Raw genomic sequence first — 12,427 nt, 5'->3', positions numbered from 1 at the left:
GTGCCCGTTCTGGTCCTGGCCTCGGCGTCGCCCGCCCGCCGGGCGGTGCTCCGCGCCGCCGGCATCGAGCCGATCGTCCGGATCTCCGATGTCGACGAGGACGCGGTGGCCGCCGCGCTGCCGCCGGACTCCGCGCCGAGCACGGTGGTCGAGGAGCTGGCGAAGGCCAAGGCGAACGCGGTCGTCGCGGCGGGTGACCTGCCCGCCGACTGCGTCGTCGTCGGCTGCGATTCCATGCTGCTGGTCGACGGCGAACTCCAGGGCAAGCCGTACACCCCCGAGGTGGCCCGCGAGCGCTGGAAGGCGGTGGCCGGGCGCAGCGCCGACCTGCTCACCGGGCACTGCGTGCTGCGGCTGGCCGACGGCGCGGTGATCGCCTCGGCGGTCGACACCAGCACGACGACGGTGCACTTCGCCGACCCCGACCCGGCCGACCTGGATGCCTACATCGCCACCGGCGAGCCGCTGCAGGTGGCGGGGGCCTTCACCCTCGACGGCCGTGGCGGCTGGTTCGTGGAGCGGCTGGAGGGCGATCCCTCCAGCGTCATCGGGATCGGGCTACCACTGCTTCGCCGACTCCTTCACGACGTCGGTCTCTCCATTGCGCAGCTGTGGGGGGATCCGCCCGGCTGAGGGCGGGGCGATCAGCGGCTCGGCCGCCACCGGGGTGTCCACGATGGGCAGCGTCGGCACCTCGCGCGGCTCCTCCGAGCGCGCGCTCGGCTCCGGGCGGCCGCGCACCAGCTCCAGCCGGGCCAGGCAGAGCTCCGGCTCGACGAACGGCCGCATCCACACCTTCACCCGGTCGCGCGCGCCGCTGCGGTCCAGCACCTCCTGCAGCAGCCCGACGTGCACGCCGCACACCACATCCGAGTGCGTGCGCGCCAGCTCGCGCAGCGGGCAGGCGGTGAGCCGGATCTGCACCTGCTCCGCGGTGTCGGCGCCGGGGTCGCGCTCCGGCGCGAAGCCGAGCTCCGAGGAGAGCGTCATGGAGAGGTCCTTGGCGCCGTCCAGCGTCTCCACCCGCTCCTCGCCGGCGTCCAGCTTGGCGCCCCAGGCCCGGCCCGCGGCGATCCCGGCCTCGGTGCGGGCCCTGCGGTCCGGCCCGAGCTGATCGGCGAGCGCCTGCGCGAGATCCTGGTAGCCCACCGATCGCTGCACCGCGGAGTAGCCGATCCGCGGCCGGCCGCGGCCGCGCGGCGGCTGCTGGAACTGCCGGACCAGGGACTCCCGGGTGAGCACATCCAGGTGGAAACGAACCGTGGTCACGTGCTGGCCGGTGATCCGGGCCAGCTCCTGGGCGTCGAGGGGCTCCTCCGCGCCACGTAGGATCGCGAGCAGTCGCCGCCGCGGCCAAGAATCGGACATAGCTCACCCCTCCTCCCGGGAGACTTTATCGGATGGGGGTGCGGCGAAATCACCATTCATCCGATCGTGATCTGAAACGAGTTCACCGACCCACACGGGTTTCACCGCGCGCGACCACACCACCGTTACCACTTCTCGATCGAGTGTGGAGGAAACAGATCGTGCCACTCGCCCCGGATCCGAACCCGGCGTTCGCCAAGTTCGCACACCCCGACCACTTGGTAACCACCGAATGGCTGTCGGCAAACCTCGGGGCTCGTGGCCTGCGGATCGTCGAGGCGAACGAGGACCCGCAGCTCTACGACATCGGGCACATCCCGGGCGCGGTCAAGATCGACGGGCGCGCCGAGCTCGGCGACGAGCTGAGCCGCGACTACCTCGACGGCGCCCGCTTCACCGAGCTCATGCGGGCCAAGGGCATCGCCAGGGACGACACCGTGGTGCTCTACGGCGACCGCGGCAACTCCCAGGCCGCGCACACCGCCTGGCTCTTCGGGCTCTTCGGCCACCCGGACGTCCGGCTGCTCGACGGCGGCCGGGACGCCTGGATCTCCGAGGCCAGGGACACCACCTTCGACGCGCCGATCATCCCCGCGGTCGGCTACCCGGCGGTGGAGCGCGACGACGCCACCACCCGCGCCTTCCGCGACGACGTGCTGCGCCACCTCGGGCTGCCCCTCGTCGATGTGCGCTCGCCCGCCGAGTACGCGGGCGAGGACCCGCACGAGCCGGACCGCTCGCGGGAGACCGCCCCGCGCGGCGGGCACATCCCGACCGCGGTGAACATCCCGTGGACCGAGGCGGTCGGCCCGGCCGGCCGCTTCCGGCCGCGCGCCGAGCTGGACCGCGCCTACGCCGCGGTGGCGGGCGCCGACGACGTGGTGGTCTACAGCCGGGTCGGCGAGCGCGCCGGGCACAGCTGGTTCGTGCTCGCGAAGTTGCTCGGCCTCCCCGCGGTGCGCAACTACGACGGCTCCTGGCTGGAGTGGGGCAGCGCGGTCCGGATGCCGGTGGCACGCGGTGCCGAGCCGGGGCAGGCGCCGCTCGCCGGAGCCCGCCGAAACAGCCGCTGACGCATACCCTTCCGGCCACCCGGCAGGTGCGCTCCGGAGACCTTTCCGACCTGGGCCGATGGCACTCGAACCCCCGCCGCGTGCGCGAACGGCGGTCCGCGCGGGGGAAAACGGGGGGATTGTGATCTGCGGCCTACTGTCCAGTAGGGCTGGCCGGGTTCCGCCCGTGTTGGCACACTGCCTACACTCGCCGAGAACGTAGGTTGCGACCCACGGGAGCGAAAAGAACCCTACCCCGCGAAGCGACCAGAAGAATGCACACAGGAGGCTCAGTGCCCAGCCATGCCAGCGCGCGGATCTCGAAGGTACTCGTCGCCAATCGAGGCGAGATCGCGGTGCGCGTTATCCGGGCGGCCAAGGATGCCGGCCTCGGCAGCGTCGCTGTCTACGCGGAACCCGACGCCGACGCGCCGTTCGTGAAGCTCGCCGACGAGGCCTTCGCCCTCGGTGGCCAGACCTCGGCCGAGTCGTACCTGGTGTTCGACAAGATCCTGGACGCGGCGGCCCGCTCCGGCGCCGACGCCATCCACCCCGGCTACGGCTTCCTCTCGGAGAACGCCGACTTCGCCCAGGCCGTCCTGGACGCCGGGCTGATCTGGATCGGCCCCTCGCCGCAGTCCATCCGCGACCTCGGCGACAAGGTCACCGCGCGGCACATCGCCGAGCGCGCGAACGCGCCGATGGCCGCGGGCACCAAGGACCCGGTCAAGAACGCCGACGAGGTCGTCGAGTTCGCGAAGAAGCACGGCGTCCCGGTGGCCATCAAGGCCGCGTACGGCGGCGGCGGGCGCGGCATGAAGGTCGCGCACACCATCGAGGAGATCCCGGAGCTGTTCGAGTCGGCGACCCGCGAGGCGATCGCCGCCTTCGGCCGCGGCGAGTGCTTCGTCGAGCAGTACCTGGACAAGGCGCGGCACGTCGAGGCGCAGGTCATCGCGGACACGCACGGCAATGTCGTGGTCGCGGGCACCCGTGACTGCTCGCTGCAGCGCCGCTTCCAGAAGCTGGTCGAGGAGGCCCCCGCGCCGTTCCTCTCGGACGCCGTGCGCGCCCAGATCCACGAGTCCGCCAAGCGGATCTGCAAGGAGGCCGGGTACTACGGCGCCGGCACCGTGGAGTACCTGGTGCAGGGCGAGACCGTCTCCTTCCTCGAGGTGAACACCCGCCTGCAGGTGGAGCACCCGGTCACCGAGGAGACCGCGGGCATCGACCTGGTGCGCCAGCAGTTCCGCATCGCCAACGGCGACGCCCTCGAGATCACCGAGGACCCGGCCCCGCGCGGCCACGCCATCGAGTTCCGGATCAACGGTGAGGACGCCGGGCGCGGCTTCCTGCCCGCCCCCGGCCCGGTCGCGGTGTACAGCGAGCCCACCGGCCCCGGCGTGCGCGTCGACTCCGGCGTGGTGCAGGGCAGCGTGATCGGCGGCCAGTTCGACTCCATGCTGGCCAAGCTCATCGTCACCGGCGAGAACCGCACCCAGGCGCTGGAGCGGGCCCGCCGGGCGCTGGCCGAGTACCAGGTCGAGGGGCTGGCCACGGTCATCCCGTTCCACCGCGCCGTCATCGACGACCCCGCCTTCATCGGCGACGGCACCTCGTTCGACGTCTACACCAAGTGGATCGAGAACGAGTGGAACAACACCGTCGAGCCCTACACCCCCGGCGCCCCCGCCGAGGAGGACGAGGAGGAGCCGCGGCAGAAGGTGGTCGTCGAGGTCGGCGGGCGCCGGGTCGAGGTCTCGCTGCCCGGTAGCTTCTCCATCGGCGGCGGCGCCGCCCCCGCCGGGAACGGCGTCGTCCGCAAGAAGCCGAAGCCGCGCAAGCGGGGCGGGGCCGGCGCCGGTGCCGCCTCCGGTGACGCGGTGACCGCGCCCATGCAGGGGACCGTGGTCAAGGTCGCGGTCGAGGAGGGGCAGTCGGTCGAGGCCGGCGATCTGATCGCCGTGCTCGAGGCGATGAAGATGGAGAATCCGGTCAATGCGCACAAGGCGGGGGTGGTGACCGGGCTTGCCGTCGAGGCCGGGGCTGCCATTACCCAGGGCACTGTGCTGGCGGAGATCAAGTAGAAGTTCCGCGTCCGGAGGGCGGTGAGCGCTGACGCGCTCACCGCCCTCCGTTGTTGTCTGGTTATGAATCGGGGGCGTTCGCCCCCGAACCCCCGGACCGGGCCGCCGCCTCGCGAGCGCGGGCCCGGGGAGTCGCATGCCTGGCACCTCGGCCTCACACCGCCGGTCAGGCGACGCGGGGATCCCCACCACCGGACAGGCAGGCCCCGCGTCTACAGAGACTCAGCCCCGATCTTCCACCGCCGGTCAGGCGAAGCGGGGGTTCGGGGGCGCAGCCCCCGAGGAGTTCCTCCCTCCACCGGGATGGTGGGCGCGATAGCGCCCGCCATCCGCAGGCGTAATCTCGGTCGAATGACCAGATCCGTGGCCGAGGTGATCCGGGGCAGGCGCGCGGCGGGAACGCGGGCCGACGGGCACCGGCTGGTGCTGGTGATCGAGGGGGGCGGGAGCCGCGGGGTGTACTCCAGCGGCATGGTGCAGGGCCTGGAGGAGCTGGGGCTGGCGAGTGTCTTCGACGCGGTGTACGGAACGTCGGCGGGCGCGGTGAACGGCGCCTGGCTCCTGTGCGGCCGCGCGATCCCCGGCATGCGCTCCTGGACCGACAGCGCGATCATGAACCGCGTCATCGACCCGAGGCGCCTCTTCCGCGGCGGCGCCGCCTTCGACGTGCACTACCTGGTGCACCGCGTCTACGACGGCCTGGAGCCGATGGACTTCCCCGCCATCCTGAACAACAGCACCACCTTCCACCCGATCGCCACCGATGCCCGCACCGGCAACGCCATCGACCTGCGCCCGCACATCGTGGACAAGCCGAGCCTGCTGCTCGCGCTCCGGGCCAGCGCCAACCTGCCGATCCTGGCGGGCGGCCCGGTCGTGCTCGACGGCGTCCCGTACTTCGACGGCGGTATCGCCGAGCCGGTCCCGATCCGCAGCGCGCTCCGCTCGAACCCGACGCACGTGCTGGTCCTGCGCACCCGCCGCGCCGACGAACTCCGCCCGCCCACCCCGCGCGCCCACCGCGTGATCGGCGGCAACTACCTGCGGCTGCGCGCCCCCGGCGCCTACCGCACCTGGATCGCGCGCGAAGCGCAGCGCGGGCCCGAGGACCGGTTCCTCGCCGAGCTCGGCACCGCGGCACTGCAACTGCACCCGCCCGCCGGCGCACCGGACGTCGGGAACACCACGCGGGACACCACCCTGCTCGGCGCCGCGCTGGAGATCGGGCGGCGCGCGGTGCACACTGCCTTCGCGCGCGTCGACGCCTGATCAGAGCCCGACGGTGACGCCGCCGGAGAAGGCGAAGTCGTGCAGCTCCAGGTAGGCGGGGGCGGTGCCGCTCGGCAGGTCGAAGACCAGGACGGTGGAGCCGGAGGCGGCGGGCGCCAGCTCGAAGGAGTAGCCGAGGCCCTGCTGGGTGCTGTGCCAGGCGGTGGCGGTGGTGTCCTGGTCGTGCGCCTGGCCGGTGCTGTCGATCAGCTTCTGCCCGAACGGGGTGTACCACTTGGGCTCGTCGGAGATATTGCGGATATCCATGCGGACCACCGTGTAGGCGCCGGAGGCCGCCTCCAGCCCGATCCGCGCCACCCCGGACTCCACCTTGGTGACCAGGAACTCGAACTTGCCGTCCCGGGCCGGGCCCAGCGACTCCTGCACGGCGGGCGGGGTGCGCTCGGCATCGTCGGGGGTGCCCGCCGCGATCAGCGCCAGGCAGCCCGCGGCGACCGCGAACGGGGCGATGACGATCACGATGGTCGCCAGGATCAGGCGGCGCAGCAGGCCGCCGCGCTTGCGCCTGCGGCGCGGGGCCCTGGCCGGGGGTGCCGGGTACGCCGGCGCCGCGCCGCCGCGGGAGGGCCAGGCCGGGCCGTGTGCCGGGCGGCGGGGCTGGACCGCGTTCCAGCCCGCCGGGCGGAATGAGCGGGCGTAGTCCTGGAGGGGGCGGGCCAGGGCGGCGGCCGACGCCGATGGGCGCGTCCCGCCCGGTGCCGGGCGGCGCAGGTACCACTTGCGGTCCGGTGCACTGCCGCTGCTGGCGGGAGCCACCACCCGGCCGGGGACCGGGTATCCGGTCGCGGCGGGCCGAGGGCTGCCCGCGGGCACCGGTCGCGGCACGGCGCCGTGCGGCGCCACCCGGGCCTGCGCGCCGCCGGGGCCGGAGGAACCCGGCACCGCCGGGATCGGCCGGCCGGAGGCACCGGGCTCGCCACCGCGGCCCGACCGGCCGACAGCCGCTCCGAGCCAGGCGGCGACACCGGCCGCCGCTCCCGCGGCACCGGCCTGCTCCACTCCGCCGCGCTGTCCACCCGCGACACCGGGCCGCCCGACCGCACCCGGCCCGACCTGTCCCACCGCGACACCCGGTTGTCCGATCGCGCCGGCACCGCCCACCCCCGACCCCGCGCGGGCACCGCCGACCGCGCCCCCGGCATGCCGCGTCTCGTACCGCGTGGCGACCAGCGTGGGCTCCGGGCCGGGAACGGGCATGGACAGCGTGGGCATCGGCCCGCCCGACCCGGGCAGCAACCGCACCGCCGCGGCGGCGAACTCCCCGGCCGAGGGGTACCGGTCCCCCGGCTCCTTGGCCAGCCCCCGCGCGATCACCGCGTCGAACCCCGCGGGCACCCCAGGCACCCCGGCGACGCTGGGCGGCACCGTCATGAGGTGCCCGTGCATCTGCCGCGCCGGGTCGGTGTCCCCGAACGGCCGCTTCCCGGTGAGGCACTCGTAGAACACGCAGGCCAGGGAGTACACGTCGGCACGGGCGTCGGCGCTCCCGGAGAACCGCTCCGGCGCCATGTACGCCCAGGTGCCGATCGCCATTCCGGCGGTGGTCATCTGCGTGTGCCCCACGCCGTGCGCGATCCCGAAGTCGATGAGCACCGCGAAGCCGTCCGGCCGGACGACGATATTGGAGGGCTTGACATCCCGGTGCACCAGCCCGGCCGCGTGCGCGCAGTCCAGGGCCCGCGCCACCTGCGTGATCACCGCGACGGCGACCCCGGCGGGCAGCGGCCCCCCGGACGCCAGCCGGGCACCCAGGTCGGTGCCCTCGACGTACGCCATCTCGATGTAGAGCCGCCCGTCGACGGCGCCGTGCGAGTGGATGGGCACGATGTGCGGGCTGTCCAGCCCGGCGATCGCCCGCGCCTCGCGCTCGAAGCGGCGCCGGTAGGTCTCGTCGGCGGTGAGCTCGGTGGAGAGCAGCTTCAGCGCGCAGCGCCTGCCCGCCTCGGTGTCGTGCGCGAGCCAGACCTGGCCCATGCCGCCGCTGCCGAGCAGCCGGTCCAGCCGGTAGCGGCCGAAGCGCGCGGCCGCCATCAGCGGTTCCCGCCGGGCAGCCGGGCGCAGCCCGCTCGCACGGGTCCCATCACGTACCTCCCGTCGCCGGGGCCGGCATCGGAGCTCGGGAATCCGATCCCCACCCCCGAACGCAGCGTAACCCCGGACCGTCGCGCCGCCCAGTGCCGATTCCTGTGACCCGGCCGACCCCCTACCCTTGCCCCATGCGAACCTCGCCGCGGAACGGCACCCGCTGATGGAGCCCGTCGAGATCAACGCGGGCTCCTGGTACCTGCGCGCGCTCCGCGCCGACGACCGGATCGACGACCGCCCCGCCCTGCGCGCCGGCGGCATCACCGACCCGGCCCATGTGAGCGATCGCACCGCGCAGTGGGCCGACGGCACGCACCTCTCCTGGGCGGTGTGCGAGCCGACGACCGCCGAGCTGGTCGCCGAAATCGGCGTCACGCCCGCCGCCGATGGAACGGCCGTGGTGGCGGGCTGGGCGCGCGAGGGTTTCGAGGAGGCGCTGGCCGCCGCCCGCGCCGCGGTCGTCCGCTTCACGGAGGGTGCGCTGGACCTCCGGGTGCGCTGATCAACCCAGCTCCACCAGCACCCGCCCCAGCGCGTCGACCGCCTCGTCCAACTCCGCCACGGTCACCGTGAGCGGGGCACGGAAGCGAATCCCCTGCTCCCCGGTCCCGAGCAGCAGCACGTGCTCCCGCTCGCGCAGCACCCGCACCACCTCGTCCCGGAACTCCCCGGAGCGCAGGTCGACCGCGCAGAACAACCCGCGCCCGCGGGGCTCGCTCACCAGCGGAACCAGCCCGCGCAGCCGCTCGAGCAGATGCGCCCCGAGCACCCCGGCCCGCTCGACCAGCCCCTCCCCCTCGATCACCTCGAGAATCCGCCGCGCCCGCACCATGTCGGCGAGATTCCCGCCCCAGGTGGAGTTCAGCCGCGAGCCGACCCGGAAGACATTGTCCGGCACCTCGTCCACCCGCCCACCGGCCATGATTCCGCAGACCTGGGTCTTCTTCCCGAAGGCCACCACATCCGGCGTCAACCCCAATTGCTGGTACGCCCAGGTGCTTCCGGTGATCCCCACGCCGGTCTGCACCTCGTCGAGCACGAACAGGGCATCGTGTTCCCGGCACAACTCCTGCATGGCCAGCAGGAACTCGGGGCGGAGATGCCGGTCCCCGCCCTCGCCCTGGATGGGCTCGGCGATGAAACAGGCGATGTCGTGCGGGTACTCGGCGAAGGCGCGGCGCGCGGCGGCCAGCGCCCGCTCCTCGGCGGCCCGCACATCGCGCCCCGCGCGCAGGTACGGCGCCTCGATGCGCGGCCAGTCGAACTTGGGGAAGCGGTCGGTCTTGACCGGATCGGTATTGGTGAGTGACAGCGTGTAGCCGGAGCGGCCGTGGAAGGCGCCGGTCAGGTGCAGCACCCGCGAGCCGGGGGCGGAGCGGCCCCGCAGCTGGTTGTGCCTGCTCTTCCAGTCGAAGGCGGTCTTCAGCGCGTTCTCCACCGCGAGCGCGCCGCCGTCGACGAAGAACAGGTGCGGGAGCCGCGGGTCGCCGAGCACCCGGACGAAGGTCTGCACGAAGCGGGCCATGGCCACGGTGTAGATGTCGGAGTTGCTCGGCTTGTTCAGCGCCGCCTCCAGCAGCTCGGCGCGGAAGTCCGGGTCGGCGGCGAGCGCGGGGTGGTTCATGCCGAGCGCGTTGGAGGCGAAGAAGCCGAACATGTCCAGGTAGGCGGTGCCGTCCCGCCCGTCGACGAGCCGCCTGCCCGCGGAGCGCCGCAGGTCGAGCACCAGGTCGAAGCCATCGGCGAGGATGCTGCCCGCGAGCAGCTCGCGGACATCGGCCGGAGCGATGCCGGGGCGTTCGAGTTCGAGGGTCACCCCTCAACTGTAAGGAAAATTTGCGGAATCTCTAGACAGATCCGTATAAATTACTGCGCAAGCCTACTTGTCATAGAATGTCTGCAGGATGATGGTGCTTCGGGTGCGAACATTGGCCGTGGCCCGGATCTCCTGCAGCAGCTGCTCCAGGTGCCGCGGCGAGGCCACCCGGACGGTGAGGACGTAGCTCTCGTCGCCGGCAACCGAGTGGCATGCCTCGATTCCGGGGATGCTCTGCAGCAGCGCGGGCGCATCGTCGGGCTGCGACGGATCGAGAGGGGTGATGGCGACGAATGCGGAGAGCAGCTGCCCGAGTGCCTCCGGATCGACCTTGGCGGTGTACCCGCGGATCACGCCGCGCGCCTCCAGCCTGCGCACCCGCGACTGCACCGCCGAGACCGAGAGGCTGGCCTTCTCCGCGAGATTCGACAGCGTCGCCCGTCCGTCGGCCATCAGCTCACGGATCAGCAGACGATCGATGTCGTCGAGAACGGGTCGTGCAGGTGAATCCGCCATCACCGAAGGCTAACCCAGCGGAACCGCGCAGGTGCGCCGAAATTCGGGGCGTTCCCCCCCGCCGCACCGGCGCATCGCGTTCGGACCCAACGATGTTCGCAACCCCGCGCTGTCCATGGAGGACCCCGTGACCGATACCGTCACCACCGATCCGATCGCCACCCGCGCGCTCGGCCTGCTCGCCGCGCTCGGCGTGCCCGCGCCGGAGCCGGGCGAGCTCGGCGCCCGCACCCCGATCACCGGCGCCGTGCTGTTCCCGGTGCGCACCGATTCGCCCGCCGGCACCGAGGCCGCGATCGAGCGCGCCGCGCACGCCTTCCGGAGCTGGCGCACCGTGCCTGCGCCGGTGCGCGCGGCCGTGGTGCGGCGGCTCGGCGAACTCCTGGTGACCCATCGGGAGGAGCTGGGCGGGCTGGTCACGCTGGAGGCCGGGAAGATTCCGGCGGAGGCGGTCGGCGAGGTGCAGGAGATGGTCGACGTCTGCGAGTTCGCGGTCGGGCTCTCGCGGCAGCTGTACGGGCGCACCATGCCGTCCGAGCGGCCGGGGCACCGGCTGCTGGAGACCTGGCATCCGCTCGGGGTCGTGGGGGTGATCTCGGCGTTCAACTTCCCGGTCGCGGTGTGGGCCTGGAACACCGCGCTCGCGCTGGTCTGCGGCGACACCGTGGTCTGGAAGCCCTCCGAGCTGACCCCGCTCACCGCGCTGGCCTGCCACACCCTGCTGCGCCGGGCCGCCGCCGAGGTGGGCGCCGATCCCGAGGTGCACCAGCTGGCGCTCGGCGGCGCGGAGAACGGCGCGGTGCTGGTGGACGATGCCAGGGTCGCGCTGCTCAGCGCCACCGGGTCGGTGCCGATGGGAAGGGCGGTCGCGCCGCGGGTGGCCGCGCGGTTCGGCCGCTGCCTGCTGGAGCTGGGCGGCAACAATGCCGCCGTCGTCACCCCGTCGGCCGATCTCGAGCTCGCGGTGCGCGGCATCGTCTTCGCGGCGGCGGGCACCGCGGGCCAGCGCTGTACCTCGCTGCGCAGGCTGATCGCGCACCGCTCGATCGCGGACGAACTGGTCAGCAGGCTGGCCGCCGCCTACGAACAGCTGCGGGTGGGCGACCCCACCGAGCCGGGCGTCCTGGTCGGGCCGCTGATCCACGAGCGCGGGTACCGCGCCATGACGGCGGCGCTGGAGCGCGCGGTGGCCGACGGCGGCGAGATCGTCTGCGGGGGGACCAGGGTGGACGGCTTCGGGCCGGATGCCTACTACGTGCGGCCCGCGCTGGTGCGGATGCCCGCGCAGACCGCGATCGTCCGGGCGGAGACCTTCGCGCCGATCCTCTACGTGCTCACCTACGACGACCTGGACACCGCCATCGAGCTGCACAATGCCGTCCCGCAGGGGTTGTCGTCGGCGATCTTCACCGGGAATCAGCGCGAGGCGGAGCGATTCCTGGCCGCGGACGGGTCGGACTGCGGGATCGCCAATGTGAATATCGGGACCTCCGGGGCGGAGATCGGCGGGGCGTTCGGCGGGGAGAAGCAGACCGGGGGCGGGCGGGAGTCGGGGTCGGATTCCTGGAAGGCGTACATGCGGAGGGCGACGAATACCGTGAACTACTCCGCGGAGTTGCCGCTGGCGCAGGGTATTCGGTTCGAGTAGGAGGTCAAGCCGGGAGGCGCAGGGTCCACCTGCCGCGGAAGTGCAGGCGGGTGCGGGAGCCCGGCGGGACGTCCACCCGCCAGAAGGCGCTCGGCGGCGCGCCGAGGGCGTGGACGACGGCCGCCCGCACTATCGCCGGGTGCGTCACCGCCAGCACCGGCTCCGCGGCCGCGGCGACGTCCCGCATCCACTCCCCGACCCGCGCGGCCACGGCGACCACCGACTCACCCCCGTGCCCGTCGAACGCCGGGTCGGTGAGCCACGCGTGCAGCTGCTCGGGCGGCAGCGCACCCATATCGAGCCCACGCCACTCCCCGGCGTCGAGATCGCGCAGCGCCGGCTCGACCTCGGCCCGCACACCGAGCAGCCGAGCCGTCTGCACCGCCCGCCGCTCCGGCCCGCACAGCAGCACCGCGGGCGGCCGCGCGACCGGCTCAGCGGTCCAGGAGCCGACGAGCGGCTCGTCGTCCGGGAACCGCCCGGCCCGCAGCGCCCCGGTGATTCCGTGGCTCACCAGATCGAGCCGCACCATCCCCGCCATACCGGCAGGTTAACCGCGCTGTCG

The 12,427-nt window shown here is 73.2% G+C and carries 11 protein-coding genes; 6 read left to right on the top strand and 5 right to left on the bottom strand.

Annotation, left to right across the window (positions count from 1 at the left end; translation table 11 throughout):
* Positions 1 to 633: a nucleoside triphosphate pyrophosphatase gene (locus AB0H71_RS30370; RefSeq protein ID WP_357027705.1), complete on the top strand. Its 633-nt coding sequence runs from the start codon at positions 1 to 3 to the stop codon at positions 631 to 633.
* Here the strand turns inward: AB0H71_RS30370 and AB0H71_RS30365 are convergent.
* Positions 559 to 1,368: a transcriptional regulator gene (locus AB0H71_RS30365; protein WP_357027702.1), complete on the bottom strand. Its 810-nt coding sequence runs from the start codon at positions 1,366 to 1,368 to the stop codon at positions 559 to 561. The two genes, AB0H71_RS30370 and AB0H71_RS30365, sit on opposite strands and share 75 nt — an antisense overlap.
* A gap of 161 nt (positions 1,369 to 1,529) precedes the next feature.
* Between AB0H71_RS30365 and AB0H71_RS30360 the strand changes: the two genes are divergently transcribed.
* From AB0H71_RS30360 to AB0H71_RS30350, 3 genes are all read left to right on the top strand, one after another.
* Entirely contained in the window at positions 1,530 to 2,441 is a 912-nt protein-coding gene (locus AB0H71_RS30360; protein ID WP_357027699.1) for a sulfurtransferase, read from the top strand.
* 272 nt (positions 2,442 to 2,713) lie between these two features.
* A complete protein-coding gene (locus tag AB0H71_RS30355) occupies positions 2,714 to 4,507 on the top strand; it encodes an acetyl/propionyl/methylcrotonyl-CoA carboxylase subunit alpha (RefSeq protein ID WP_357027696.1) in 1,794 nt (597 codons plus the stop codon).
* Between the two features lie 351 nt (positions 4,508 to 4,858).
* On the top strand, positions 4,859 to 5,776 hold the full coding sequence (locus tag AB0H71_RS30350) for a patatin family protein (RefSeq protein ID WP_357027693.1): 918 nt from the start codon (positions 4,859 to 4,861) through the stop codon (positions 5,774 to 5,776).
* On the opposite strand, the gene AB0H71_RS30345 is transcribed toward AB0H71_RS30350, so the two are convergent.
* Positions 5,777 to 7,828: a protein kinase gene (locus tag AB0H71_RS30345; RefSeq protein ID WP_357027690.1), complete on the bottom strand. Its 2,052-nt coding sequence runs from the start codon at positions 7,826 to 7,828 to the stop codon at positions 5,777 to 5,779.
* 217 nt (positions 7,829 to 8,045) lie between these two features.
* On the opposite strand from AB0H71_RS30345, the gene AB0H71_RS30340 reads away from it, so the two are divergent.
* A complete protein-coding gene (locus AB0H71_RS30340) occupies positions 8,046 to 8,384 on the top strand; it encodes a hypothetical protein (protein WP_357027687.1) in 339 nt (112 codons plus the stop codon).
* Here the strand turns inward: AB0H71_RS30340 and lat are convergent, their stop codons facing one another.
* A complete protein-coding gene (gene lat / locus AB0H71_RS30335; RefSeq protein WP_357027684.1) occupies positions 8,385 to 9,698 on the bottom strand; it encodes an L-lysine 6-transaminase in 1,314 nt (437 codons plus the stop codon).
* Positions 9,699 to 9,761: 63 nt separating this feature from the next.
* The gene (locus tag AB0H71_RS30330; protein WP_067646402.1) at positions 9,762 to 10,214 is read right to left on the bottom strand and encodes an Lrp/AsnC family transcriptional regulator; all 453 of its coding nucleotides are present in this window, start codon (positions 10,212 to 10,214) and stop codon (positions 9,762 to 9,764) included.
* Between the two features lie 127 nt (positions 10,215 to 10,341).
* On the opposite strand from AB0H71_RS30330, the gene AB0H71_RS30325 reads away from it, so the two are divergent.
* A complete protein-coding gene (locus tag AB0H71_RS30325; protein ID WP_357027681.1) occupies positions 10,342 to 11,862 on the top strand; it encodes an aldehyde dehydrogenase family protein in 1,521 nt (506 codons plus the stop codon).
* 4 nt (positions 11,863 to 11,866) lie between these two features.
* Here the strand turns inward: AB0H71_RS30325 and AB0H71_RS30320 are convergent, their stop codons facing one another.
* On the bottom strand, positions 11,867 to 12,403 hold the full coding sequence (locus AB0H71_RS30320) for a histidine phosphatase family protein (RefSeq protein ID WP_357027678.1): 537 nt from the start codon (positions 12,401 to 12,403) through the stop codon (positions 11,867 to 11,869).
* Positions 12,404 to 12,427: the final 24 nt, after the last annotated feature.

The organism is Nocardia sp. NPDC050697 (genome assembly GCF_040654395.1).
In the GTDB taxonomy this organism is placed as follows: domain Bacteria; phylum Actinomycetota; class Actinomycetes; order Mycobacteriales; family Mycobacteriaceae; genus Nocardia.
This window is presented reverse-complemented; position numbering and strand designations above follow the sequence as displayed.

What these genes read in the sequence shown, in the direction of transcription:
- AB0H71_RS30365 (WP_357027702.1), bottom strand. Translation starts at nt 1,368, where the DNA reads ATGTCCGATTCTTGGCCGCGGCGGCGACTGCTCGCGATCCTACGTGGC.
- AB0H71_RS30350 (WP_357027693.1), top strand. Translation starts at nt 4,859, where the DNA reads ATGACCAGATCCGTGGCCGAGGTGATCCGGGGCAGGCGCGCGGCGGGA.
- AB0H71_RS30345 (WP_357027690.1), bottom strand. Translation starts at nt 7,828, where the DNA reads ATGGCGGCCGCGCGCTTCGGCCGCTACCGGCTGGACCGGCTGCTCGGC.
- AB0H71_RS30340 (WP_357027687.1), top strand. Translation starts at nt 8,046, where the DNA reads ATGGAGCCCGTCGAGATCAACGCGGGCTCCTGGTACCTGCGCGCGCTC.
- AB0H71_RS30330 (WP_067646402.1), bottom strand. Translation starts at nt 10,214, where the DNA reads ATGGCGGATTCACCTGCACGACCCGTTCTCGACGACATCGATCGTCTG.
- AB0H71_RS30320 (WP_357027678.1), bottom strand. Translation starts at nt 12,403, where the DNA reads ATGGCGGGGATGGTGCGGCTCGATCTGGTGAGCCACGGAATCACCGGG.